Origin of the sequence: Kitasatospora sp. NPDC015120 (genome assembly GCF_043080305.1) — a bacterium.
Taxonomy (GTDB): Bacteria; Actinomycetota; Actinomycetes; order Streptomycetales; family Streptomycetaceae; genus Kitasatospora.
In genome coordinates this window covers 171,385-196,488 of record NZ_JBIBVJ010000010.1, presented here as the reverse complement: position 1 = coordinate 196,488, position 25,104 = coordinate 171,385, and the positions used below count along the sequence as shown (strand labels likewise).

At 74.3% G+C, this 25,104-nt stretch carries 15 protein-coding genes and 3 pseudogenes; 7 read left to right on the top strand and 11 right to left on the bottom strand.

Features of this window, described 5'->3' with window-relative positions; genetic code table 11:
* Window positions 1–29: 29 nt before the first annotated feature.
* The 3 genes from ACF1AK_RS22950 to ACF1AK_RS22940 all read right to left on the bottom strand — a co-directional run bounded on the left by ACF1AK_RS22950 (window position 30) and on the right by ACF1AK_RS22940 (window position 4,311).
* Window positions 30–713, bottom strand: a complete 684-nt coding sequence (locus ACF1AK_RS22950) for a pyridoxamine 5'-phosphate oxidase family protein (protein ID WP_391500674.1) — start codon at window positions 711–713, stop codon at window positions 30–32.
* A 261-nt stretch (window positions 714–974) separates the two neighbouring features.
* Window positions 975–2,171 carry a PP2C family protein-serine/threonine phosphatase gene (locus tag ACF1AK_RS22945; protein WP_391500673.1) on the bottom strand — a complete coding sequence of 399 codons (1,197 nt, stop codon included), beginning with the start codon at window positions 2,169–2,171 and terminating at the stop codon, window positions 975–977.
* 313 nt (window positions 2,172–2,484) lie between these two features.
* A complete protein-coding gene (locus ACF1AK_RS22940; protein WP_391500672.1) occupies window positions 2,485–4,311 on the bottom strand; it encodes a CocE/NonD family hydrolase in 1,827 nt (608 codons plus the stop codon).
* A gap of 306 nt (window positions 4,312–4,617) precedes the next feature.
* Between ACF1AK_RS22940 and ACF1AK_RS22935 the strand changes: the two genes are divergently transcribed.
* The 5 genes from ACF1AK_RS22935 (at window position 4,618) to ACF1AK_RS22915 (ending at window position 12,017) form a co-directional block, all read left to right on the top strand.
* Window positions 4,618–5,481, top strand: a complete 864-nt coding sequence (locus ACF1AK_RS22935; protein WP_391500671.1) for a universal stress protein — start codon at window positions 4,618–4,620, stop codon at window positions 5,479–5,481.
* Window positions 5,482–5,691: 210 nt separating this feature from the next.
* On the top strand, window positions 5,692–8,340 hold the full coding sequence (adhE, locus tag ACF1AK_RS22930; RefSeq protein ID WP_391500670.1) for a bifunctional acetaldehyde-CoA/alcohol dehydrogenase: 2,649 nt from the start codon (window positions 5,692–5,694) through the stop codon (window positions 8,338–8,340).
* Between the two features lie 24 nt (window positions 8,341–8,364).
* Window positions 8,365–10,641: a formate C-acetyltransferase gene (gene pflB, locus ACF1AK_RS22925; RefSeq protein WP_391500669.1), complete on the top strand. Its 2,277-nt coding sequence runs from the start codon at window positions 8,365–8,367 to the stop codon at window positions 10,639–10,641.
* Window positions 10,642–10,715: 74 nt separating this feature from the next.
* Entirely contained in the window at window positions 10,716–11,471 is a 756-nt protein-coding gene (gene pflA, locus ACF1AK_RS22920) for a pyruvate formate-lyase-activating protein (protein WP_391500668.1), read from the top strand.
* A 123-nt stretch (window positions 11,472–11,594) separates the two neighbouring features.
* Window positions 11,595–12,017 carry an I66 family serine proteinase inhibitor gene (locus tag ACF1AK_RS22915; RefSeq protein WP_391500667.1) on the top strand — a complete coding sequence of 141 codons (423 nt, stop codon included), beginning with the start codon at window positions 11,595–11,597 and terminating at the stop codon, window positions 12,015–12,017.
* Window positions 12,018–12,048: 31 nt separating this feature from the next.
* Here the strand turns inward: ACF1AK_RS22915 and ACF1AK_RS22910 are convergent, their stop codons facing one another.
* The gene (locus tag ACF1AK_RS22910) at window positions 12,049–12,984 is read right to left on the bottom strand and encodes a LysR family transcriptional regulator (RefSeq protein WP_391500666.1); all 936 of its coding nucleotides are present in this window, start codon (window positions 12,982–12,984) and stop codon (window positions 12,049–12,051) included.
* A 124-nt stretch (window positions 12,985–13,108) separates the two neighbouring features.
* Here ACF1AK_RS22910 and ACF1AK_RS22905 point away from each other — a divergent pair, with 124 nt between their 5' ends.
* Window positions 13,109–14,356 (top strand): MFS transporter, encoded by a 1,248-nt coding sequence (locus ACF1AK_RS22905; protein ID WP_391500665.1) that lies wholly within the window; start codon window positions 13,109–13,111, stop codon window positions 14,354–14,356.
* Window positions 14,357–14,412: 56 nt separating this feature from the next.
* On the opposite strand, the gene ACF1AK_RS22900 is transcribed toward ACF1AK_RS22905, so the two are convergent.
* The 7 genes and pseudogenes from ACF1AK_RS22900 to ACF1AK_RS22870 form a co-directional block, all read right to left on the bottom strand.
* A complete protein-coding gene (locus ACF1AK_RS22900; RefSeq protein WP_391500664.1) occupies window positions 14,413–14,778 on the bottom strand; it encodes a hypothetical protein in 366 nt (121 codons plus the stop codon).
* A gap of 236 nt (window positions 14,779–15,014) precedes the next feature.
* Window positions 15,015–15,737, bottom strand: coding sequence for a DUF981 family protein (locus tag ACF1AK_RS22895; RefSeq protein ID WP_391500663.1), 723 nt, complete (start codon window positions 15,735–15,737; stop codon window positions 15,015–15,017).
* A 367-nt stretch (window positions 15,738–16,104) separates the two neighbouring features.
* Window positions 16,105–21,333 carry a glycosyl hydrolase family 18 protein gene (locus ACF1AK_RS22890; protein WP_391500662.1) on the bottom strand — a complete coding sequence of 1,743 codons (5,229 nt, stop codon included), beginning with the start codon at window positions 21,331–21,333 and terminating at the stop codon, window positions 16,105–16,107.
* Between the two features lie 272 nt (window positions 21,334–21,605).
* A complete protein-coding gene (locus ACF1AK_RS22885) occupies window positions 21,606–22,508 on the bottom strand; it encodes a hypothetical protein (protein WP_391500661.1) in 903 nt (300 codons plus the stop codon).
* A complete protein-coding gene (locus ACF1AK_RS22880; RefSeq protein WP_391500660.1) occupies window positions 22,505–22,846 on the bottom strand; it encodes a PadR family transcriptional regulator in 342 nt (113 codons plus the stop codon). The genes ACF1AK_RS22885 and ACF1AK_RS22880 overlap by 4 nt, the downstream gene beginning before the upstream one ends.
* Window positions 22,847–22,960: 114 nt before the next feature.
* Window positions 22,961–23,917 (bottom strand): annotated as a pseudogene (locus tag ACF1AK_RS22875) (chitinase); the annotation flags it as partial.
* Between the two features lie 192 nt (window positions 23,918–24,109).
* Window positions 24,110–24,643, bottom strand: a pseudogene (locus ACF1AK_RS22870) (carbohydrate binding domain-containing protein); the annotation flags it as partial.
* 226 nt (window positions 24,644–24,869) lie between these two features.
* Between ACF1AK_RS22870 and ACF1AK_RS22865 the strand changes: the two are divergent.
* Window positions 24,870–25,082, top strand: a pseudogene (locus ACF1AK_RS22865) (universal stress protein); the annotation flags it as partial.
* Window positions 25,083–25,104 lie beyond the last annotated feature (22 nt).

Sequence of the window (25,104 nt, the reverse complement as noted above, 5' to 3'; positions counted from 1 at the left end):
GTGGCCGGGCCCCGTCCGGGGGCGTGCCCTCAGCCGGGCCCGAGGCGGCGGCCGGTCACCTCGTCCGGGGTGATCCGGACCCACAGGGGGCGGTCGCCGCCCGCCCAGGGTGTCGAGCCGGGAAGCCGGGCCAGCCGCCCCTCCTCCTGCGGGTCGTCGACGTGCTGGGCCGTGCCCAGCATCAGCACGCTCCAGCCCTCGGTCAGCCGGTCGTCGATGTGGTCGGCCTGGAAGGAGACCGGCGAGCCGTCCGGCGCCGCGGCGGCACCCCGGGGCGAGGTGTGGTAGACGACCGTCCGGCCGTCGACGGCGTAGTTCACCGGGTAGACGGTCGGCGCCGGGGTGCCGGGCAGGCCCACCCGGCCGACACCGTGGGTGCCCACGAGCAGCCAGCACTCCGGCTCCGAGAGGTGCAGCAGCAGGGGCCTCGGCGTGCCCTCCGGAGGCAGCGACTGCCCCGGCGGAGCGTCGGTGCGGTCGTCCAGGAGCTCCGCCCAGGTCATCCTGAGGGCGGCCGCGATGCGTACGAACCCGGCCGGGTCGAAGGCCGGGCCGGCCGCCAGCAGGTACCGGAAGTAGGCGGGCGACATGGCCGCCTGGTGGGCCAGGGAGCGGTCGTCCAGGGCCAGCTGGTCGCGGCGCCCGACGATCCGGCGGGCCACCTCGGCGGGGTCCGCCCGCCGGACGGCTTCGAGGTCGGGGGTGCGGTTCACAGGTCGGCTCCTCGGCTCGCGGTCTCCTCGTTGCGTTCCCCCGTCCGGCCCTCTCCCTCCGGGCGCTCGCCGTCCGGCGCTCCCCCTTCGGCCGCCCCCTTCGGCCGCCCCCCTTCGCAGGATCCCCGGCCCGGGCCCGGTCGGCGAGGGGCGTGGGCCGTTCGGACCTGCCCCGCCCCGGCCGGTGCGGGCCCGGTCGGTCCGCAGGCCGGTGGTCCGCTCCGGGCCGCCGGTGCCGGGCACGGGCGGGGCCGCCCCGCGCTACGCCCGGTGCGGGTGCCATTCCGCCAGCAGGATGGTGGCGTCGTCGCGCAGCTCGTGGTCCTGGTGGGTGACCAGGGCGTGGATCAGCTGGCGCAGCGCCTCGGGGGCCGGCTCGCCCCCGGCCATGTGCTGGACGAGGGTGTCGGCCAGGCGGCGCTCCCCGAAGAGCTCGCCGGAGGCCGAGCGGGCCTCGGTGACCCCGTCGGTGTGGACCAGCACCCGGTCGCCGGGCTGCAGCCGGGCGTGGTGCACGGGCTGCGGCCCGCTCTCGTGGAAGCCCAGCCCGAGCGGCAGCTCGGCGGTGCGGACCAGCGCGTCCGGGACGATCCGGCGGTCCCGGACGAGCAGCGGCGCGGGGTGGCCGCAGTTGACCCAGGTCAGCTCGCCGGTGGCGGTGTCGAGGTCGGCGACCACCGCCGTGAGCAGCCGGTCCGGGATCCACCGGGCCAGCGTGCGGTCGATCGCGTGGACGATGTCGGCCAGACCGCCGCCGGCCCGCCGGGTCGAGCGGCAGGCGGCCAGGGCGACCGAACTGGCGCCGCCGGAGGCCAGGTCGTGGCCCATCGCGTCGAACACCGCCACATGCAGGTGCCCCCGCGCCACCGAGTGGTCGAAGGCGTCGCCGCCCACGTCGTAGGCGGGTTCCAGGACGGCGCTGGAGGTGACGTCACGGGTGCCGATGGTGCGCGGCGGCAGGAACGCCCAGAGCAGCTCGGCCTGCAGGCTCATCCGGTGCCTGCGCCCGACCTCGACGATGATGTCGCTGTACGCGCTCTTCGACACCGCCAGCAGGGCCACCAGCGCGGCCAGCGCCTCGAAGCCCGCGGTCGCGTCCGCGCTCCGGGCGCCGCCTTCGATCCGCAGGACGCCGATCCGCTCGACGCCGTCGACCAGCGGGTACCAGCCGACCGCGGGCGAGCCGGTGGAGAACTGGGTCCGCTGCAGGCGGTAGGCGCGGCCGCCGAGCGTCCCCTCGACGTCGACCTCGTCCTCGGGCTCGCCGTCCCCCGCGCCGGGCAGCAGCGGGACGAGGTGGCGCTGCTGGACGTCGGCGAGGAAGATCCGGGCCCCGTCCGCGCCCAGCCCGCGGGCCGCCTCCCGCACCAGCCCGGGCAGCTCGGCGGGCCCGTGCGCCCGCGAGCGGGCCAGCAGCCGGGCCAGCACACCGCCCAGCACCACCTCGTCACGGCCCACCGCCGTCCACCTCCCGTCGGTTCGGCGCCTACCCACCATCGGCCCGATCCTGCTCCCCCGCCAACGGGAGAACCGCACGAGGGCGACGGGCGGCCCGCCGACGGGAGCCGGCGCGCCGGACAGCCCGGCGAGGTCGGTGGAACCCAGCACGCCCCGGCCGGGCACGCGGGGCGCCGACGGCGACGCCTGCGCCCGGACCCGGCACCGCTGCCCACCCGCCCGGTGCCCGGCACGGCGAGGCGGAGCGGGTGGGTGTGCCGGGCACGGAGCGCCCGCCGTGGGCCGCACCCGGCGGCCGCGGCGCGGGAGCGGGTCAGCCGAGCGGCAGCTCCAGGGCGGACTCCTGCCCGGTCTGCGAGCCGACCGTGGTGGTCGTGACCACGGGGAGGTCCATGCTCGCGTACGAGTACAGCGGGTCGCGGCCGTTAACGACCAGCGCCAGCCGGTGCCCGGCCGGCAGGTCGTAGGAGGCGGCCTGGAGCCGCCAGCTGACGCCCGCGTTGACGTTCGGGGTCAGGTCGGTGGCGGTGTACGGCTCGTGGGTGATGATCCGCGCGGTGCCGTCCGGCGCGACGTCGAACAGGTACGCGACCAGGGTGGCGGCGGTGACGCTGCTGCGGACGGTGAGCCGGACGGTGGCGGCGCCCCGGATCCGCCGGGCGACGCCGCCCGAGCCGGAGAGCGGATCGGTCGTCCAGACCAGCAGCCGCGAGCGGTCGAACGTCCCGAGGTCGTAGGACTTGGGGTTGCCGAACCACTCCCTCTGCCCGGTCTTCATGATCGCGTCCACGGCGACGGCGTTCGTCAGGGTGCCCGCCTCGAAGTCCCGCGACCAGCCGGCGGCCGGCTTGTCGGAGAGCCGGCCGTCCACGGAACGCTCGGCGCCCGTGAGGTACCAGGCCTCGGTGGCGGTGGTGAACTCGTTCCAGCTCGCGAGCGGCTCCCGGCGTGCCGGAACGGTGATCAGCCTGCTGCCGCCCGGGATGGGGAGGGTCCGGTAGGTGAACATGGACTGGGCGCTCACCTCCGGCCAGTCCGGCACGCCGTTGTCGGCGTCGAGCAGGTAGTGATCCAGCCACTCGTAGGCCTCCCGCGTCGGAACCGCGATGCCCGGGAACGGCAGGCCGCTCAGCAGGCCGGTCAGGCCGGGGCCCTCGGGGGCGCCGTGGTCGCCGATCCACAGGTTCAGCCGCTTCGGCACGGTGAGCTGCTGGAAGGTGTCGATCACCGGGCCGACCGGGAACAGGGTCTCGTGCCAGGTGTTGGAGATGAAGGTCGGGACGCCGCGGGCGTTGGTGCGGTCCACGTACGTCTGCGGGGAGCGCCTGGTGCCCCAGGCGACCACGGTCTCCAGGTCCCGGCCGGCCAGGAAGTTCCTGAGGATCTCCTGGGTCTCCTCGTCGAACTTCTCCTCCAGCGGGCCGCCGGTGAAGTCGATCAGCAGCCGGACGGCCTCCAGGTGCCGGGTGCCGTTGTCGTAGAGGCTGGTGGCGAGATTGCCCCAGGTGCTCCCCGCGACGACGACGCGGACCCGCTCCGCCGGGTCGTGCGCGGCCACCAGCTGGCTGATCCCCGAGCCGTAGGACAGGCCCAGGAAGCCGACCCGGGTGGGGGCGAAGTACTCCTCGGCGTAGTCGATCACGGCCGAGCCGTCGGTCCAGTCCTTCTCGCCCGCGACGTCGACGAAGCCCTCGGAGGTGGACAGCCAGCCGGGGATGCCGATGCCGCGCGGCGAGTAGGCCAGCACGTGGTAGCCGCGCCGGGCGAGGGTGAGGTAGGCGTAGAGGAAGGGCAGCCATCCGTACGGGTTCCAGCCGGCGGGCACGATCACCACGGGGTGCGGGTCGCCGTCGTTCCGCTTGATGGTGAGCGCGGACAGCCGGAGGTCGCCGTCGTCCCCGGGCACCGTGATGCCGGTGACGTCGACCGTACTGGCCTGCCGGACGTCGGCGGCCAACTCCGCCAGCTCCGCCGGGAGTTCGACGCCAGGCTCGCCCCGGAGGGCCGCCAGCAGCGCCCGGGCCAGGTCGACGACGGACTCGCTGGGAGTGAGGCCCGGGCCCCAGATGCCGTTCGTCGCGATGTCGATGAGCGTCGCGTCGGTGATCGACGCGAGCGGTCCCCCACTGGCAGTGGTCATGCGAGCCGTCCTCTCCGTACCGGTGGCAGGGGGCACCCCGAACCGGGTGCCACCCGGCATCCTGGGCAACCACGCTCGAACAAAACGGACTTGACGCCGAGGTTCACTCGAAGTGCTGTCCTCGCCATCACCGGGTTGACGCCCCGCCCCGGCGGGCCGGAAGGGCGCCCCGACCCGGGACCTTCGGCGGCCGGACGGGGCTGGTCGGACCCTGGGGCCGGGCACCCGCCGGGCGGGACGCTGGTCACCGGAAGGGCCGCGCACACCGGGTGCCGCGGACCTCCGAGGACCGGGGAGGTCACAGGCATGGCGCACAACGTGACGGTGGGGATCGACGGTTCGGTGCCGAGCGCGGCGGCCGCCGAGTGGGCCGCCCGCGAGGCGGCCCGGCGCGGGCTCGCGCTGCGGATGATCCATGTGGCGGGGACGGAGGCCGACGCACTGGAACGCGACCTCGGCGGCGGGACGGCGCTTCCCGCCCCGGTGGCCGACCTCTGCGACGGGATCGCCGCCGCGCTGCCCGGCCTCGACGTCACCTGCGAGGTCCAGCCCGGGCACCCGGCGTACACCCTCGCCGCCGCGAGCGGGCGCGCCGAGCTGCTGGTCCTGGGCTCGCGCGGCCTCGGCGGGTTCACCGGACTGCTGATCGGCTCGGTCGGCCTGCGGACCGCCGCCCGCTCGCAGTGCCCGGTCGTCCTGGTCCGGGCCCTGACGGACCGGCAGGACGGCGGCGCCGCGGGCGACGTCGTGGTGGGGCTGGAGAGCGACCGGCCGAGCGACGCCGTGCTGGAGTTCGCCTTCCGGCAGGCCGCCGACCACGGGACCGGCCTGCGTGCGGTGGAGAGCCGGACCACCTCCCACGACGCCTACGCCACCCGGGCGCCCGTCGGGCAGGCCGAGATCCGCGCGGCGATGGCCGCCGCCGAGCAGCTCCGGCTGGAGGACGCGCTGGCACCGTGGCGGGAGAAGTTCCCGCAGGTCCGGGTGGAGGCCGAGGTGTGCCCCTGGAGCCCGGGCCGGGCGCTGGTGGAGGCCTCGCACGGCGCCTGCCTGGTGGTGCTCGGCCGGCGCACCCCCGAGCACCCGCTGACCGGGCCCCGCCTCGGGCCGGTGGCCCAGTCGGTGCTGCACCACGCGCACGCCCCGGTCGCGGTCGTCCCGCACCCCTGAACCCGGGTGCGGCGGCACCCCTGAACCCGGGTGCGGCGGCACCCCTGGACCCGGCTGCGACGGGACCGGCCGCCCGCCGCAGCAGGGACCTTCGGACCACGGGGAGGTCCCGTTGGGCGGATGCCCGCCCGGCCCCCGCGCAAGGAACCTGGAACCGAAGGCGCCCGCGGCGCCCGATGTCGGACGATGACCCGAAAGGCAGTCCCGCACATGTCGACCCGCCCGAAGCACGACGCGAAGCCGTCGCCCACGAGCGTCCTCGCCGCCCCGCACGACGCCGTCGACCGCCTGGTCGCCGGCGCCCTCACCGCCCTGGAGGAGTACGCCTCCTTCACCCAGGAGCAGGTCGACCACATCGTCAAGAAGGCCTCCCTGGCCGCGCTGGCCCGGCACACCGGCCTGGCGGCGCTGGCGGTGGAGGAGACCGGACGGGGCCTGTTCGAGGACAAGGCCGTCAAGAACGTCTTCGCCTGCGAGAACGTCACCCATGTGATGGCCCGGACGAAGACCGTCGGGGTCGTGCGCCGGGACGAGATCGACGGCATCGTGGAGATCGCCGAACCGGTCGGCGTGGTCGCCGGCATCACCCCGGTCACCAATCCCACCTCCACCACGATCTTCAAGGCGCTGCTCGCCCTCAAGACCCGCAACCCGGTCGTCTTCGCCTTCCACCCGGCGGCGCAGCGCTGCTCGGCCGAGGCGGCCCGGGTCGTGCGCGACGCCGCGGTGGCGGCCGGCGCGCCGGCGCACTGCGTCCAGTGGATCGAGGAGCCGTCGATGGCGGCCACCGACGCGCTGATGCGCCACCCGGGCGTGGCGACGATCCTCGCCACCGGCGGCAACGCGATGGTGCGGGCGGCGTACAGCTGCGGCAAGCCCGCGCTGGGCGTCGGCGCGGGCAACGTGCCGGCGTACGTCGAGCGCAGCGCCGACCTGCGGCGGGCGGTGAACGACATCGTGCTGTCGAAGACCTTCGACAACGGCATGATCTGCGCCTCCGAGCAGGCGGTGATCCTGGACGCCGAGATCCGCGAGGCCGCGCTCGCGGAGTTCCGCACGCTGAAGGCGCACCACGCGAGCCCCGAGGAGAAGGCGCTGCTGGAGCGGCACCTGTTCGGGGCCGGTGACGGGGTGTCGTGCGCGGGCGCGAAGCTGAACGCCGAGGTGGTGGGCCGCACGGCCGCCGAGGTGGCGGCGGCGGCCGGCTTCGAGGTGCCGGCCGACACCACGGTGATCCTCGCGGACTGCGAGCGGGTCGGGCCGGCCGAGCCGCTCACCCGGGAGAAGCTCTGCCCGGTGCTGGCCGTGCTGACCGCGGGCTCCCGCCGGGAGGGCGTCGAACTGGCCGCCGCCATGGTGGAGTTCGACGGGCTCGGGCACTCGGCGGCGGTGCACACCGAGGACGCGGCGTTCACCGAGGAGTTCGGGCACGCCGTCAAGGCCTGCCGGATCATCTGGAACGCGCCGAGTTCGCAGGGCGGCATCGGTGACGTCTACAACGCGTTCACGCCCTCGCTGACCCTGGGCTGCGGCAGCTACGGGCACAACACCGTGGCGGGCAACGTCTCGGCCCTGAACCTGGTGAACATCAAGCGGATCGGGCGGCGCAACACCAACATGCAGTGGTTCAAGGTCCCGCCGAAGATCTTCTTCGAGCGCAACTCCGTCAAGTACCTGGCGAGCATGCCGAACGCGCGCCGCGTCGTGGTGGTCACCGACCACACCATGGTGGCGATCGGTCACCTGGAGCGGATCCGGGGCGTGCTGGACCGGCGCCGGGAGCCGGTCGAGGTGCGGGTCGTCGACTACGTCGAGCCCAACCCGAGCATCGACACGGTGCGCCGGGGCGCGGAGCTGATGCGGGAGTTCGAGCCGGACACCGTCATCGCACTGGGCGGCGGTTCGCCGATGGACGCGGCCAAGGTGATGTGGCTGATGTACGAGCACCCGGAGGTGGAGTTCGCGGACCTCAAGGAGAAGTTCTTCGACATCCGCAAGCGCGCCTTCACCTTCCCCGACCTCGGGGAGAAGGCCAAGCTGGTGTGCATCCCGACCACCTCGGGCACCGGCAGCGAGGTCACCCCGTTCGCGGTGATCACCGACACCGCCACCGGCCAGAAGTACCCGCTCGCCGACTACGCGCTCACCCCGACCGTGGCCATCGTCGACCCGGCCCTCACCACCCGGCTGCCGGCCGACGTCACCGCCGACACCGGGTTCGACGCCCTCACCCACTGCATCGAGACCTATGTCTCGGTCTACGCCAACGACTTCACCGACGGCCTGGCGCTGCAGGGCATCCGGCTGATCTTCGAGAACCTGGAGCGGGCGGTGACCGCCGGGGCGGACGACCCGGAGGCCCGCGAGCGGATGCACAACGCCGGGACGATCGCCGGCATGGCCTTCGGCTCGGCCTTCCTGGGCGCGGTGCACGCCATGGCGCACACCCTGGGCGCCACCTTCCACGTCGCCCACGGGCGGACCAACGCCCTGCTGCTGCCGCACGTGATCCGCTGGAACGGCTCCGCCCCGGCGAAGGTCACCGGCTGGCCCAGGTACCGGAGCTACGTGGCCCCGGAGCGCTACCAGGCGATCGCCCGGATGCTGGGCCTGCCGGCCGCGACCCCGGAGCAGGGCGTGGAAGCGCTCGCGGCGGCGGTCGAGGACCTCCGCGACCGGGTCGGCATCCCGCGCTCCTTCAAGGACGCGGGCGTCGAGGAGGAGGCCTTCCTGGTGGCCCTCCCGCAGCAGGCGATGAACGCCTACGAGGACCAGTGCGCGCCCGCCAACCCCCGGATGCCGCTGCTCGCCGACATGCAGCGGCTGATGCGCCGGGCCTACTACGGCGACCGGGCCTGAGGGCCCGGGAAGGGAGAGACCGAGATGACCACCTCGCAGCAGACCCGGACCGCCCCGGTGGCGGCCGGGGCCTGGGACGGCTTCGCCCCCGGCCGCTGGCAGGACGCCGTCGACGTGCGCGACTTCGTCCAGCGCAACTACACCCCGTACGAGGGCGACGCGGCCTTCCTGGCCGGCCCGACCGAGCGGACCCTCGCGGTCTGGCGGCGGATCACCGAGCGCTTCCCCGAGGAGCGCGCCAAGGGCGTCCACGACGTCGCGTACGACATCCCCTCGACCATCACCGCGCACGCCCCGGGCTGGATCGACCGGGAGCGGGAGCTGATCGTCGGGCTGCAGACCGACGCCCCGCTCAAGCGCGCGATCATGCCCAACGGCGGCTGGCGGATGGTCGCGGGTGCGCTGCGGACCTACGGCTACCCGGTCGACCCGGGGCTGGAGAAGGTCTTCACCGAGTACCGCAAGACCCACAACGCCGGGGTGTTCGACGCCTACACCCCCGAGATCCGGGCCGCCCGCAAGGCCGGCGTGATCACCGGCCTGCCCGACGCCTACGGTCGCGGCCGGATCATCGGCGACTACCGCCGGGTCGCCCTCTACGGCGTGGACCGGCTGGTCGGGGCGAAGCTCGCCGAGAAGGCGGAGCTGGACGCCGCCCCCACCGACCCGGCGCGGCTGGAGGAGACGATCCGCGGGCGCGAGGAACTCGCCGAGCAGATCCGGGCGCTGGGCGAGCTCAAGGAGATGGCCTCGGCCTACGGGTACGACCTCTCCGGGCCGGCCGGCACCGGCCGGGAGGCCGTCCAGTGGCTGTACTTCGCCTACCTGGCGGCGGTCAAGGAGCAGAACGGCGCGGCCATGTCGCTCGGCCGTACCTCGACCTTCCTCGACGTCTACCTGCAGCGCGACCTCGCCGCCGGGCGGCTGACCGAGGAGCAGGCCCAGGAGCTGGTCGACGACTTCGTCATCAAGCTGCGGATCGTCCGCTTCCTGCGCACCCCCGAGTACGACGAGCTGTTCTCCGGCGACCCGACCTGGGTCACCGAGTCGATCGGCGGCATGGGCGCGGACGGCCGCACCCTGGTCACCCGGACCTCCTTCCGCTACCTGCAGACCCTGTACAACCTCGGCCCGGCGCCGGAGCCGAACCTGACCGTCCTCTGGTCGCCGCGGCTCCCCCGGGGCTTCAAGGAGTTCTGCGCCAAGGTGTCGATCGACACCTCCTCGGTGCAGTACGAGTCGGACGAGCTGCTGCGCCCGCGCTTCGGCGACGACACCGCGATCGCCTGCTGCGTCTCCGCGATGGAGGTCGGCCGGCAGATGCAGTTCTTCGGCGCGCGGGTCAACCTCGCCAAGACGCTGCTCTACGCGGTCAACGGCGGCCGGGACGAGAAGTCCGGCGAGCAGGTCGGCCCCGACACCGGCGCGATCACCTCGGAGGTGCTGGACCACGACGAGGTCTGGGCACGCCTCGACGAGCAGCTGGAGTGGCTGGCCGGGACGTACGTGCACGCGCTCAACGTCATCCACTACATGCACGACAAGTACGCCTACGAGCGCCTGGAGATGGCGCTGCACGACCGGGACGTGCGGCGCACCATGGCCTGCGGCATCGCCGGCCTCGCGGTGGCGGCGGACTCGCTGTCCGCGATCAGGTACGCCAGGGTCACCCCGGTGCGGGACGCGACCGGGCTGGTCACCGACTACCTGGTCGAGGGCGAGTACCCGGCGTACGGCAACAACGACGACCGCGCGGACGCGATCGCGGTGCGGCTGGTCGAGGAGTTCATGCGCAAGGTGCGCAAGCACCCCACCTACCGGGGCGCCGAGCACACCCAGTCGGTGCTCACCATCACCTCCAACGTGGTGTACGGCAAGAAGACCGGCAACACCCCGGACGGCCGCCGGGCCGGGGAGCCGTTCTCCCCCGGCGCCAACCCGATGAACGGCCGCGACCGCCACGGGTACGTGGCCAGCGCCCTGTCCGTCGCCAAGCTCCCGTACGCGGAGGCCGAGGACGGCATCTCGCTCACCCACACCGTCGCCCCGGACGCGCTGGGCCGCACCCCGCAGGAGCGGATCACCAACCTGGCCGGGGTGCTGGACGGCTACACCGCCGTCGGCGGCTTCCACATGAACGTCAACGTCCTGAACCGGGACACCCTGCTGGACGCCATGGACCACCCCGAGAAGTACCCCCAGCTGACCATCCGGGTCAGCGGCTACGCGGTCAACTTCGTCCGGCTCACCCGCGAGCAGCAGCTCGACGTGGTCAACCGCACCTTCCACGACGCGCTGTAGGACGTGTCCGCGTGCCGCCGGCACCCCGCACGTCCGGGGTGCCGGCGGCGCACCACCCCCCGAGGGAGATCCCCATGACCGAGGACGTCCCCACCGCGCCGGTGACCGGCATGCTGCACTCCTGGGACCTGTCCACCGGCGTCGACGGCCCCGGCACCCGTTTCGTCGCCTTCCTGGCCGGCTGTCCGCTGCGCTGCCAGTACTGCCACAACCCCGACACCCGCTACCTGGCCGACGGCCGCCCGGTGACCGCCGACGAGGTGGTCCGCGAGGCCGCCCGGTACACCGCCTTCATCCGCGCCTCCGGCGGCGGTGCGACCGTCAGCGGCGGCGAGCCGCTGCTCCAGCCCGCCCTCACCGGCGAGCTGCTGCACCGGTTCAAGCACGAGCTCGGGCTGCACACCGCGCTGGACACCTCCGGCCACCTCGGCGCCCGCGCCACCGACGCCCTGCTCGCGGACACCGATCTGGTGCTGCTGGACCTCAAGTCCTGGGACCGCGCGCTGTACCGCCGGGTGACCGGCCGCAGGCTCTCGCCCACCCTGGACTTCGCCCGCCGCCTGGCCCGCCTCGGCACCGAGGTCCACATCCGCTTCGTGCTCGTCCCCGGCCTCACCGACCCCATCGACAACGTCGAGGGCGTCGCCGCCTTCGCCGCCTCGCTCGGCCGTGTCACCCGCGTCGACGTGCTGCCCTTCCACAAGCTGGGCGCCGCCAAGTGGAGCGCTCTCGGCCTCGACTTCCCCCTCGCCGACACGCCGGTGCCCACCGCCGAGCAGACCGCCGCCGCCCGCGCCGTGTTCACCGCCCACGGTCTGCATGCCGTCTGACGGCGGACCGCGGGGGGCCGCCACTCTTTCGGGTGGCCCGCGCGCGGGTCCTCGCCCGGCCGGACCGGGCGGCGCGTAGAACGTCCGTGTACCGCACACCCCCGCGAAGGACGGACAGCACCGATGACCCTGGAGTCCGGTCCCTACAGGATCCGCAACGCCGGCCGGCCGGTCGGCCGCGCCAGGACGGAGACCTTCGACCTGGCGCCCAAGGCGGTGTTCGCCGCGACCGACGACGAGAACGCGGTGTGGATCGCCGAGGCGCTGCCCGGCGGGCGCCACAGGCTGTACGCCAAGCGCGCCCCCACCGGCATCGGGAACAACGCGCCGGCGGGGCCGCTGGTCGCCCTGCTCGTCGGACAGGAGCACGCCGAGGAGTGGGAGCTGACCGCGGTCGACGGGACCGCGGGCGGCTACGAGGTCCGCTCGCGGCAGGGCGTGGTGTGGCTCGCCCCGGCGGAGGGCGTGCACGGCCCGGTCGAGGTGCTGCCCGCCCTCGACGACCTGGACCGGTCCACCTTCGTGTTCGAGCGGGTCGGGCCGTAGGGGCCCGGTCCCCGGCCGTCGCCCTGGCCGCTCAGTGCGGGACCACCCAGTCCGGCCGCCAGGTGCCGGGGGCGTCGTGACCGGGCGAGGCCGCGGCGAGGTGGGCGCGCAGGGCGGTCAGGGCCGGGTGGGGGTTGTCGCGGTGCCAGAGGAGCGCGTGCGGGTAGACCGGCACCGGGTCGGTCACCGGGATCAGGCGCAGGCCGTGGCCGGCGGGCCAGACCAGACGGGTGAGGCCGCCCATGAAGGTGGCCAGGGCCGGGGTGTCGGCGACGGTGTCGAGGAGGGCGTCGGAGCCGAAGTTCGGGCCGGTCGCCTCGATGGTGAGGCCGAACCCGGCGACCAGGTCGTCGTAGTAGGCGGCCCACTCGGAGCCGGGGAGCAGGCCGGGCATCCAGATCCGGTGCCCGGCGAGCTCGGTGAGGGTCACCGACCGGGCGCCGGCCAGCGCGTGGCCCGGGCCGGTGAGCAGCTGGAGGGGTTCGTCGGCGACCCGGACGGACTCGATGGCGTCCGGAAGGCGTCCGCCGGGCATGGCGACGGCCCGGAAGGACGCGTCGATCGCGCCCGACTCGATGGCGCCGACGGCGGCCTCGATCTCCAGCAGCATCAGCACGTCCAGCTCGATCTCCGGGTGGGCCCGGTGGAAGCCGCGCATCAGGCCCGAGCCCGCGCCGCGTGAACTGATCACATCGACGCGCAGCGGCCGGCGCCCGGCGTGCACGGAGGCGACCGCGCGCTCGGCCACGCGCAGCAGTTCGCGCGCGTGCGGCAGGAACGCCTGACCGTCGATGGTGGGTTCGGCGCCGCGCGGGGTGCGGTGGAACAGCCGTACCCCGAGATCGCGCTCCAGGGCGGCGATGCGCTTGGAGACGGCCTGCTGGGTGATCGACAGGTCGGCGGCGGCCTTCTGGAACTGGCCCGCCCCGGCCACGGCGGCGAAGGTGCGTACGGCTTCGAGGTCCATGGCGGACCACCCTAGAGGACAACCCCTGGTTGTGAAGATCGGGTGGACCGGTTGTTTGACCTGCCGCTTCACGGCCCGCTTGGCTCTGCCCCGGCAACAGTCGTTTGTGCGGGGAGGGTGCGGCATGACGGGCGGAAGAGCGCTGGGCCGGCGGTTCGGCTGGCTCTGGGCGGCGTACGCGGCGAGCGCCTACGGATCCGGTCTCGGGTTCGGGGCGCTGCCGCTGATCGCCGTGCTGGTGGTGCACGCCGGTCCCGCCGAGGTGTCCGCGCTGGCCGCGGCCGGCCCGGCGGTCGGTGCGCTGATCGCGCTGCCGCTCGCGCCGTGGGTGGAGTTCCGGCGCAAGCGGCGGGTGATGATCGCGATGGACCTGGTGAGGTGCGGCGCCATGGCGTCGATCCCGGTCGCCCACGCGTTCGGCCGGCTGGGCTTCGTCCAGCTGCTGGTGGTCTCCGCCGTGGTCGCGGCCGCCAAGATCGCGTTCAGCGCGGCCGGTGGCGCCTTCCTCAAGGCCCTGGTCCGGCCGGAGGACCTGCTGGTGGCGAACGCGCGGTTCGAGTCCACCACCTGGAGCTCCCTCGCGCTCGGGCCGCCGCTGGGCGGGGCGGCGACCGGCCTGTTCGGGCCGGTCGCCACCGTCCTGGCGGACGCGGCCGGCTATCTGCTGTCCGCGCTGGGCGTCACCGCGATCGGCGGCCGGGAGGAAGCGCCGCGACCGGCCGGCGGCGGACGGATCCGGGCGGGCGCGGTCCTCGACGGCTGGCGGCACCTCCTGGGAGATCCCGCGCTGCGGGCGCTCTACCTCGACAACCTGCTCGTCTCCGGTCTGATCATGGCCACCCAGCCGCTGCTGGCCGTCCTGCTGCTCGGCCGGCTCGGCTTCGCCCCCTGGCAGTACGGGCTCGCCTTCGCGGCCCCCTGCCTGGGCGGGCTGATCGGCTCCCGGCTGGCCCCCCGGGTGGTCGCCCGCCACGGCCGGCACCGGGTGTTCCGGGTGGTCGGCAGCCTGCGTGCGGTCTGGCTGATCGGACTGGCCTTCGTGCGCCCGGGGACGGCCGGCCTGCTCACCGTGATCGCCGTCGAGCTGGCGATCATCGTCACCATGAGCCTCTACAACCCGGTGCTCGCCGCCTACCGGCTCGAACGCACGCCCCGGCGGCTCGTCGCCCGCACCCTGTCGGCCTGGTCGATCGGCCAGCAGGCGGCCGTCGCCGTCCTCACCGCGCTCGGCGGGCTGCTGGCCGGCGCCCTCGGCCCCCGCGCCGCCATCGCGGTCGCGGGGGTGCTGGTCCTGGCCGGCCCGCTGCTGCTCACGCGCCGCGGGGACCGGGCGCCGCGGCGCGGGGCGGAACCGTCCCCCGGCCGTTCGTGACCGGGCAGGGCCGGCCCGCCCGGCCACCGCTCCCCGCGGCGGCCGGGCGGGGCGGGTCACGCCTCGCGGCGGCGGCGGAAGATCCGGCGGACGGCGAACACGATCGCCACGACGAGCCCGAGGAAGAACAGCACGATGAGCAGGACGATGACCAGGGCGGCGATGCCCAGCTTCTTGAAGAAGCCGCCCTTCTTCTTCTCGCCGGACGCCGGGGCCGCCGCGAGCGGTGCGGTGCCGGCGGCGGGCCGCACGGCGTCCACGGGCCCCGCGGCCGGGGCGGCCGGGGCGGCTGGCGCCACCGCCGGGGCCGCCACGGCGGCCCGGGGGGCGGCGGGCGCGGCCTGGGCGGTGCCGGGCGCACCCAGCACCAGCCCGACCAGTACGAGGGCGGGGGCGATCTTCGCGATCACACGCGAGCTCACGGCGTCTCCTGTCGTCTCTGCGGTACGGCCGGCGGCCGGGACCCGGGCCACCGGATCCACCGGCGGGACGACGGTGGACCGAGCACCCGGGAGCGGCTCGGCCGGGCCCGCACCGCCGGCCGCCACCAGCCGAAATCTACATGACTGTAGAGGTTCGGGGAACCGGCCCCCGGCCGCACGACCCGCCCCGGCCGCCGGGGAACCGTCGTTCCCTCAGGAGACCGCCGCGGAACGCCTCACATGGTGTTGACGATCAGTCCGATGTGGGTGAAGTAGTTGAGGCCGCCGAAGACGAGGAAGGCGAGCCCGGCGAGGCCCCAGGCCACCCCGATCACCGGGACCGGCCACGCGGCCGGACGGCGCAGCGCGAACGGGAACAGCAGCGCGCCGATGCCGACCAGCACGTACAGCCCCGACATGAAGCTCGCCTCCAGCCACGGCCAGTCCGAGAACTCACCCGAGATCGGCTCCTCCGGCGGGGCCGCGAAGAGCGTGTACTTCCAGCCCGCGGCGGCGATGCCGAAACAGGCGAGGCCCATGCCGAAGACGAACAGCGACACGGGCCCGGCGATCCGGGCGGTGCGGGCCACCCGCTCCTCGCCGAGCAGTTCGGCGCCGCGCTTCCAGAGGTAGAAGGAGGCGGAGAGCAGGAAGACGCCGAAGGCGAGGGCGGGTTCGCCGAAGATGATGTTGTCGAAGGGGAAGCCCTGCCCGGCGAGCGGCCAGGTGAGGGTCATGTGCAGACCGGTGACGACGAGGGTGAAGCCGAGCGCGCCGAAGGCCAGCGCCCAGCCGTCGAGGGTGGCGATCGGCCCGGGTGCCAGGAACCGGCGGCCGAGCGCGACCACGAGGAGCAGGCCGGCGCCGGCGGCCACGGACATGATCGTGTTGTAGGTCGGCATCCTGGCCCAGTCGATCTTCAGACCGTCCGCAAGGAGCGACAGAGCGTGCTGTTCCATGTGCGGATGGTAGGAAGCGGGGTGCGCGCCGCGGCCGTGCCGCTGCCGTCCGGACGGCCGCGCCACCCGGACGGCCGAGGGCGGGCGGTCCCGAAGGCACCGGCGACACCGGCGGCACCGGAGACGGCGGTGGGGCCGGGGGGGGGGGGGGGGGGGGGGGGGGGGGGGGTGGGCGGCGGGCGGGTGGGGCGGGGGGGGGGGGGGGGGGGCGGGGGCGGCCGGGCCGGCCGCGCCCCCCGGCCGGCCGGGGGGGGGGGGCCCCGCCGCCCCGGGCCCCCCGGGGGGCCCGGGGGCGGGGGGGGGCGCGGGCGGGGCCCCGCCCGGGGGGGGGGGGGCCCGGCCGGCTCCGGGCCCGGGGTGATCCTGGCTACGGCACCGGGCTCAGCCGCTTCCAGGGGCGGCCGCCGTTGGCCTCGGCGGTGCCGGGGGTGGCGGTGGTGTACCACTGCGCATACCAGTAGGAGCCCTGGTACTTCACGAACGCGGCCGTCGAGGCGGCCGGGTCACCGGTCAGCAGGTGGGTTCCCCGGCCGGTGGCTCCGCCGGCGACCTCGATGTCGTTGCCCGCGGCGGAACGGAGCTTGAACAGCCCGTTGTGCCTCGGCCCGCCGGGGGCGCCCTCACTGCCGTCGCCGGCGATCGGGACCAGCCGCCACTTCTGCTCGTTCCGCCCGTCGCACGGAAGGGAGGCGACGTCCTGGCGGACGGCCGTGGCGGTCAGGCACCGGCCGCCGCTGCCGACGGTGTGGAAGCCGCCGCCCGCGTCCTGGAACCGCCAGTACTGGTTGGGGTTCTGGTCCATCAGCTCCACCAGGTGGGCCCGGGACTCGTCGGGGTGGTTGTCGATCATCATGGGCTTCCCGGCCGGGCTGTCGCCGTACTCGGCCATCCAGCCCTGGGCGCCCTTGTCGTAGAGCCGCCACAGCCGTCCGCCGTCGGGCCGGTAGACCTGCCCCGGCTGCCAGTCCGGTGCCTGGCAGGAGCTGCCGGCGGCGGGAGCGGGCGGGGTCACCGTCCGCACGCCGCGGCGCTGGTCACCGGTCGAACCGTACTCGCGTCCGCCGATCCGGAAGGTGACGTTCGACGGCCCGGTGACCGGGAGGTAGTACTTGAGGTCGATGTCCCGGGACCTGCCCGGCGCCAGGTCCTCGCAGTAGCCGAGGGTGATGGTCAGCCGGTGGAAGTCCCCCTGGAGGCCTCCCGTGTTGGGCCCGGTGTGGCCGGGGACGAGGCCCTTCAGCTCCTTGTAGTCGTTGTCCTTGACGACGGGCGGCGCCGAGGTGGGCAGGTCGAAGGAGATCTCGGTGCCCTGGGCGAGGGTGACCCCGCTGTCGTTGGTGAGCCGCAGCTTCGGCTGGACGGGGTAGAAGTCCTTCTCCCCGGTCGGGAACTCCACCAGTTCGGCCCTGACGTCGATCACCTCCGCCGGCTGCGGCCGGCCGCCCGCCTTGGTGTTGCCGGTGGCACCGGCGGCCCGGAAGGCGTTGTCCAGCCGGGTGGTCAGGTCGTAGCCCATCCCCCATTCCCCGCCCGGGCGCTGGGCGTAGTCACCGGACAGCTCCCAGATCATCGCCCCGCCGATGCCCTTGTCGACGATGTAGCGGGCCTTGGCGTCGAGCGACTTCTCGTTCTCGGTGGACAGGAACACCTTCTTGGCGTCGTTCCACAGCCAGGGCGCCTGGAGCGCGTCCGAGTACTTCTCCGCGTACGTCCCGGTCAGCCGCCCGCTCGGCAGGCTGGTGTCGACACCGTAGGACCGCAGGTAGCCGGGCGTGCGCCCGTCCTGGAGGTTCTTGGTGTGCCACAGCGGGTTCACCCCGGCGCCGACCTCGCGCTCGTTCTCCACGTCGTGCCAGACGTTGTCGATGCCGACGGCGCCCGTCCCGCAGGACTGCGCGTTGGCCGGGCCGCGGCCGCCGGTGCCCAGCGGGCACTGTGCCTGGTCCGGCATCGCGGCCGTGCCCCAGAGCCCGTCGGTGCCGCCCTGGACGCCGCGCCAGCCGCGGGAGTAGTACGGGATGCCGAGGTTGATCCGGCCGGCCGGCAGGGTGCCGCGGTAGTAGTGGTAGGCCCAGTCGACGTTGAAGTAGCCCTCCTTCCGGAAGTCCTTGGTGGTGGGGGCCGTGTCGTCGTAGATCCCGGCCTCGGCCAGTTCGTTGTCCCGCCCGTCGTCGTAGAGCGGCGCCTGCGGGCCGACGAACCTGTTCCAGGAGCCGTGCAGGTCGTAGGCCATGACGTTGACGTAGTCCTGGTACTGCAGGGCCTGCCCGGCGTCCAGGCCGCGCACCAGGTAGCCGGAGGAGGAGCCCGCCGAGGTCAGCAGGTAGTAGCGGCCCTGGGCGGCGCCGGCCCGGTCGAGGCGCTCGCGCAACGTCTTCATCAGGGCGTTGTAGCCCTGCTGGAGGCCCTTGCGGCGCGGGTTGGAGACGTCCCAGTCCAGCGGGTTGCCGGTGTTGGGCAGCGCGGTCGGGTACTCGTAGTCGATGTCGACGCCGTTGAAGCCGTACCGGTCCAGGAAGGCGGTGACGGAGTCCGCGAAGGTGTCGATGCCCGCCTGGTTGACCGATCCGTCGGCGTTGGTGGCCATCGCGTAGAAGTTCCGCGTGCCCGCCCAGCCGCCGACCGAGATCAGCGTCTTCACCGCCGGGTGCTTCTTCTTGTAGGTGTTCAGCAGGTTGAAGTGGCCCCGGTACGGCAGCGAGCCGTCCATGGCGTTCTTCTCCCCCGGCCAGGTCATCCCGGTCGCCGGGTTGGCCGGGTCGTTCGGGTCGCCGATGCTGATCCGGTTGTCCTGCACGTCGGCGAAGGCGTAGTTGATGTGCGACACCTTCGACCAGGGGATGTTGGACGCCAGGTACTTCGGGTCGCCGGCCGTACCGACGCGCTTGCCGTTGAAGTAGCCCACCACCCGCCGGGTGCGGTTGTCGCCGACCCACTCGCGGCCGGCGCCGTCGTACACGTCGCAGTACCGCGCCGACACGCCCGGGGTGGGGGTCATGCCCTCGGGGCGGCAGTCCCCCGCCGTGGCCGGCTTGGTGCCGCGGTCGTCCGGGGTGGCGTCGAACGGGTCGCCCGCGTCACCGCCGCCGGGCTGGCCGACCGGGCCGGCGGACAGCCGCCACTTCTGGGCGGGGCTCTGGTTGCAGTCCCAGATCTGCAGGGGCCGGGTGGTGTCGGAGCCCGGGACGTCCAGGCACTTGCCGGAGGCCGGGTTCTTCAGCTCCTGGCGCGCCGTGCGGATCCACTGCTGGGCGGGGCTCGCATTGCACTCGTACAGCTGGACGGGCGTGCCGCTGGTGGCGCGCCCGCCGTCGACGTCCAGGCACTTCGACAGCGACTGCAGCGTGCCGTCGGTACCCACCGTCCAGACCTGGCCGTCGGATCCGGCGCAGTCCGCCAGGCGCACCGGGGTCCGGTCCTCACGGCTTCCGCCGCGGGGCTCGGCGCACTTGTCGCCCAGGCCGCGGATGGTGCCGACCTCGCTGCCGGTCCCGTTCTCGCGGAACTTCCACTGCTGGGCGCGGTTGCCGGCGCTACAGGCCGTCACGGCGAGCGGCCGGCCCTCGTCGCCGGCCGTCAGACAGCCGCCGTCGGTGGCGCTGACCAGGGTGTACCAGCCGGTTCCGGCGCCGACGCCCTTCGCCTGCCACACCTGGTTGGCGTTGCCGTCCTCCGCCCGGGTGAGGTGGGTGGTGTGCGGGCCCGGGTTGTGGTCGACGACCATGTCCGGGGCCGCTGCGGCGGCGAACCGCCAGTTGCCGCCGCCGAGCGAGCGGGTGACCCAGCGCTGGGCCGGGGAGCCGTCGGGCCCCCGCGCCTGCACGCCGGTGCCGGCGGTGGTGTCGCCGCCGCTGAGGTCCATGGCCATGCCGGTGGCCGAGCGCAGCTCCATCTGCTGGCCCTCGCGCGGGTTGGTGGCGGTGTCCGGGTCGCGGGGGGTGATCACGATGTCGCCGGGATACTCGATGTACCAGCTCTGCATCTCCCCCAGGCGCTCCGTCGAGCAGCCGAAGACGTTGACCCAGTTCCCGCGTCCGTCCTGGTTGTTCGGGTCCTGGGTGAGGCACTTGGCCGAGTCGCCGATGGTCAGCCTGACCCGGCCGTTCTCCTCCGGCACGACGCTCCAGCCGGCTTCGTCCGAGCCCAGGTACGTCCAGAAGTTGACGCGGTTGCGGTCCAGGAAGCCGCCGGTGCGCTGCGACTGCAAGGAGATCTTCGACCCCACGTTGTGGAGCAGCCACCGCTGACCGGTCCGCTCCACGTCGTCGGGGCGGGTGAGGACGTACTCGTCCTGATCGTCCAGCATCTCGCCCGTCCGGGCGTTGCGCAGGCGGACGATGCCCTCGCGCCGCGCGGCCGTGTCGGGGGTGACGGTCATGCCGTCGCCCGAGGCGGCGCAGTTGTACACGTACCCGTCGCGGTCGGACGCCACCCTCCCGAACGCGGTCAGGCACTGCGACAGCGCCCGCTGGCCGAACGCGTTCGGGTGGACGCCCTCCTGGAGGTGTCCCTGGGAGTTGCCGAGCCAGCCGTACCCGGGGATGTAGGGAACCCACCGGATCCACTCGGCCCTCGCCATCGGCAGCGGCGCGCTGTTGCTGTTCGCGGCCGTCGCCTGCTCCGCCGTCCTGGCGCACAACTCGTGCCCGGCGAAGGCGTCCTGCACGTTCAGGAACCTCGCCCCGACCGAGCCCGCGGCCTGCCGCAGCATGTCGGTGATGCGGGGCACGACCTCGTTGCGGGCCCATTCCGCGTCCACGTCGAGGAAGGGGCACCCGCCCTTCCGGTACCGGTCGCTGGAGAGCGTGCCCTCCTCGTAGCGGAAGTCGTCCTTGCCGGGAAGGGGGCTCGGGTACGACTGGAGCACGAGCTGGTAGCCCTGCTGGCCGGCGGCGGACATGGCACGGCGGATCGCGGTCAGCGTCTTGATGACCTCGGCCCGCACCACGTTCCGCTCCCTGGCGAACCGGTCCGCCTCCACCTCCTTGCAGGGGGCGTTCAGCCGGAAGAAGGCCCTGCCGCAGATCTTCATGAGGTCGGAGAACCGCAGGTCGTTGCCGCCGATGGAGACGACGACCATCCGGATGTCGTAGGCGCGGGCGAGGTCGGCCAGTTGCTGGATCTGCGGCTTCTCGCCCTTGTGCGGGTCCGTGAGGATGTTCGCGGTCGTCGCGCCCGAGCAGGCGATGTTGAACCGCCGCTCCACCGGGATGTCCTCGAACTCCGCTCCCTTGACCGGCGCCACGTCGGAGCGGTCGCACTGGTTGCCGCCGAAGTCGTAGGACGTGGTGTCGTAGACGCAGTCCTGCCCCGGCCGGCACCGCGACCGCCGGTCGGTCCCCCAGACGTCACCGTCCTGCTCGGTCAGGGCGTTGCCCGCCCAGCGGCCGGCCTCACCGGAGATGAAGCTGTCGCCCATGGACACGATGGCCTTCGGCCGGTCGGCGGCGACGGCCGGGGCCGGGGGGAGGACGGCCTGGAGGAGACCAGCGAGGAGGGTGAGGGCGAGCAGGGCGGCGGCCCGGCGCCAGGGGGCCGGCCGAGGGCGTGGTGGTCGGTACGGGGCGGGGCCCGGGCGGTGCGGCGTGGCTTCCATGTCTTTCCTCTCGTCGACGGCGCAGGGCGGCGTGGTCCGCCGGGCGGTGCGGACCCCGGTCGGGCCGGCGCCCGCCGGCCGGCGGTGGGAACGGCGGCGGGGCGGAGGACCGCACGGCCCTGCACGCGGATCGTGGACGGAGGCGGTACACAGCCGGTGGACACGGCGTCAACCGCCGTGTACGGCTCCGGGTGCGGCGCACGGGGCGGGGGCGGCGAGGAGCGCCGGGCCGCCGGCCGGCCCCTCGGGGGCGGGCCGGGGCGGCGGGGCGGTCAGCGGGAGGTGCGGCGGGAGCGGCCCAGGCGGCCGGCCAGCGGGACGCTCACCGCGATGGCCGGCAGGACGGCGGCGAGGACCGCGAGCGCGGTCGGGTCGGTGCGCGCCGTGAGGAGGGCGTCCGCGAGCAGGGGCGGGCACGCCAGCGCCGTCGCCGCCAGCGCGGGCCCGCCCCGCAGTCCGTGACGCCACGTCAGCAGGAGGCCGGCCGCGCCGAGGACGAGCAGCGGCCAGCAGCCGTAGTCGGTGCTGGGCCAGGGCAGCAGACGGGCGTCGAGGACCGCCCGGGGAGCGACCACCAGGGCGATCGCGGCGCCGGCCACGCCCGCCGGACCAGCCGTGCCGCGCCCCGGGCGCCGGTCCGGCGGGCACGCCAGCAGCACGCCCGCCGCCAGCACCGTCGCGGCCGGGGTGACCACCGGGTCGCCGAACGCCGGTCCGCTGACCACCGCGGCCGCGGCGAACGCCAGCAGCCCGGCCACCGTGCAGGGCAGCCCGACCCGCCCCCGCCCGGCCAGCGCCGTCGCCGCTCCCGTGAACACCAGCAGCGCGGCGACGAGCAGGGCGCCCCACGCCCCCGACAGGTCGGCCCGCAGCTGCACCCCGGCCGGCGCGGGCGAGGCGGCGAAGCCCGCGTACCAGCGCAGCAGGTGCAGGCCGCAGGCGGCGGCCGCGGCGGCGAGCACGAAGGGGTACGCCAGGCCGAGCACCCGGGCGGCGGGGGCGGCCGGTCCCGGCCCCAGCCGCACCCTCAGCGCGTGCGCAGCCAGCCCGGCGCCCTCCCGCAACCGCGAGCCCCACGGCTCGCCCGCGGTCATCTCCCGGAAGGTCGCGGCGATCTCCCCGCCGTGGGCCCGCCGGTAGGCGGCGGGGTACAGCCGCAGGACGTGCTCGATCACGTGGCGGAGGCGGACGGCCGCGCGGCGGACAGCCGCCGACGGGCCTCGCGGGCCGTCTCGGCCAGGCGTTCGGCCTCCGCCCCCAGCCGCTCGCGGCCCGCCGGGGAGAGCGCGAAGATCCGCCGGACGCGGCCGTCGACGACCTCCTCGCGGTCGATCCCGATCAGGCCGTCGGCCAGCAGGCGGTCCAGCGCCCCGTACAGGGCTCCGGTGCGCAGCGCGACCCGGCCGCCGGTCATCGCCTTGATCTCCCGGGCGATGGCGTAGCCGTGCCGGGGCTCGTCCGCGAGGGCCGTCAGCACCATCACGGTCGGTTCTTGCATCGCGCGCTCGCTCACCCGACGAAGATAGTCACTCCGCCGGAGCGTCTCAACGCCGGCGGCCGGGCGCACGGCGGGGCCCCGGGAGCGGCATCCGCTCCCGGGGCCCCGGTCGGTCGGGTCAGCGGGACATCAACGGCCCTGGAGGGACTTGACGGTGTCGCCGAAGGACCAGCCCTTCGAGCCGTCCCAGTTGATCGACCAGGTCATCAGACCCTTCAGCTGGCCGCTGAAGGCGCTCCACGACTGGCTGACCAGGCTCGGCGCCATGTAGCCGCCGCCCGCGCCCGGCTGGGCCGGCAGGCCGGGGACCTGCTTGTCGTAGGGCACCTTGATGGTGGTGCCCTGGATCGTCAGGCCGTTGTTCAGGCAGGTGGTCTGCGCGGTGAAGCCCTGGACGGTGCCGGCCTGGTAGGAGTCACCGGAGCAGCCGTACATGCTGCCGTTGTAGTACTGCATGTTCAGCCACCAGAGGCGGCCGTTGTCGATGTACTTCTTGATGATCGGCAGGTAGGAGCCCCAGATCGAGCCGTAGGTGACGCTGCCGCCGGTGACGTACGCGGTCTCGGGGGCCATCGTCAGGCCGAAGCCGGCCGGCATCTGGGCGAGCACGCCGTCGATGATGCGGATCAGGTTGGCCTGGGAGGCGGAGAGCGTGTTGATGCTGCCGCTGCTGGACAGGCCGGTCTCGATGTCGATGTCGATGCCGTCGAAGTTGTACTTCTTCAGGATCGGGACGACGGTCGCGACGAACTTGTCGGCGACGGCGCTGGAGCTGAGGTCGATGCCCGCGGCGGCGCCGCCGATCGACATCAGGATGGTCGCGCCGGCGGCCTTGGCCTGGCACATCTCGGCGGGGGTCGACACCTTGACGTTGGCGTCCATGCCGTCCTCCCACAGGACGGTGCCGTCCGAGAGGATCACCGGGAAGGCGGCGTTGATGACGTTGTAGCCGTGCGCGGCCATCCGCGGGTCGGTGATCGGGGTCCAGCCCATGCCCGGGTGCACGCCGTTGGAGGCGCCGTCCCAGTTCTCCCAGTAGCCCTGGAGCACCTTGCCGGTCGGCTTGGGCTTGGTCGGGCAGGTGGAGCCCGGAGGCGTGGTCGGCGGGGTGGTGGGCGGGGTGGTGGGCGGCGTCGTCGGCGGGGTGGTCGGCGGCGTCGTGGGAGGCGTCGTCGGCGGGGTGGTGGGCGGGGTGGTCGGCGGCGTGGTGCTGCCGCCGGGGCCGGCGAGCTCCACGTCGTCCGCGTAGAACGCGGGCTGGCCGTACCAGCCGTGCAGGAAGACGGTCACCGAGGTGGTGGTCGCACCGGTCGAGAAGGCGACGTTGAGCTGGCTGTAGGACGCGCTGCCCGCCGTCCAGGTGGACGTCGTGCCGGACAGGCCGGTGCCGGTGGCACCCAGGTAGACGTAGCTGCCCTGGACGAAGGCGCTCAGCGTGTACTGGGAGTTGGGCTGCACGCTGATGGTCTGGGTGCACTGGCCGGTGTCCTGGCCGGTCGGCGTCACCTTGAGCGCCGAACTGCCGCCGTGCACCGGGCTGCTGACGGCCGCGCCGACCCCGCCCGCGCAGTTCCAGTCGGAGAGGCCGTTCTCGAAGCCGGGGTTGGCGACCAGGTTGGGGGTGGCGGCCCCGGCGTTGACGGTGCCGGCCACGGCGATGCCGGCGCCGACGACGACGGCCGCGCTCAGCGCGGCGAGGGAGCGCCGGGCGAGGCCGGGTCCGGGCTGGGCACCGGTGGTCCGGTGGGTCTGTGCTGCGCGCTCCACGACCGCACGCTGCGGCTGCGGAGTACGCGACCTCCGACGGAACATGCTGTGCTCGCTTCCCGCCGGGAGTCATGGGCATGACCGTCGCTGTGGGGGCGTGACGCCCGGCTCTGGGTGGGGACATGTGGGGATGTGCCGGTCCGGATCGTAGGAGCGACGGCAAGGCCCGTCAATAGGTCTGGACCAATGCCTACTTGGGGCGCGGTAGCGGTACCACTACCCTCGGTGCGCCACCCGGGCGTTCCCCCAGTTGAGGGGCGGGCACGCGGCGCACCCCGGGGTGGGGCTCGGCCACGAGGTGCTGCACGGGCATCCCGTCGAGCAGCCGGCGCGGGCCTCCGAGCACGCGCTCGCCGTGGTGGTCGGGCGGCGGGGCGACGGCGGGTTCACCGGCATGCGGATGGGCTCGGTCCCGCACGGACTGCTGCGCCGCGCCTGCTGCCCCGTCATCACCGTCCCGGAGCCTCCGGCCGACGGGCGCTGACCGGGGCCGGGCCGCCGCCCGG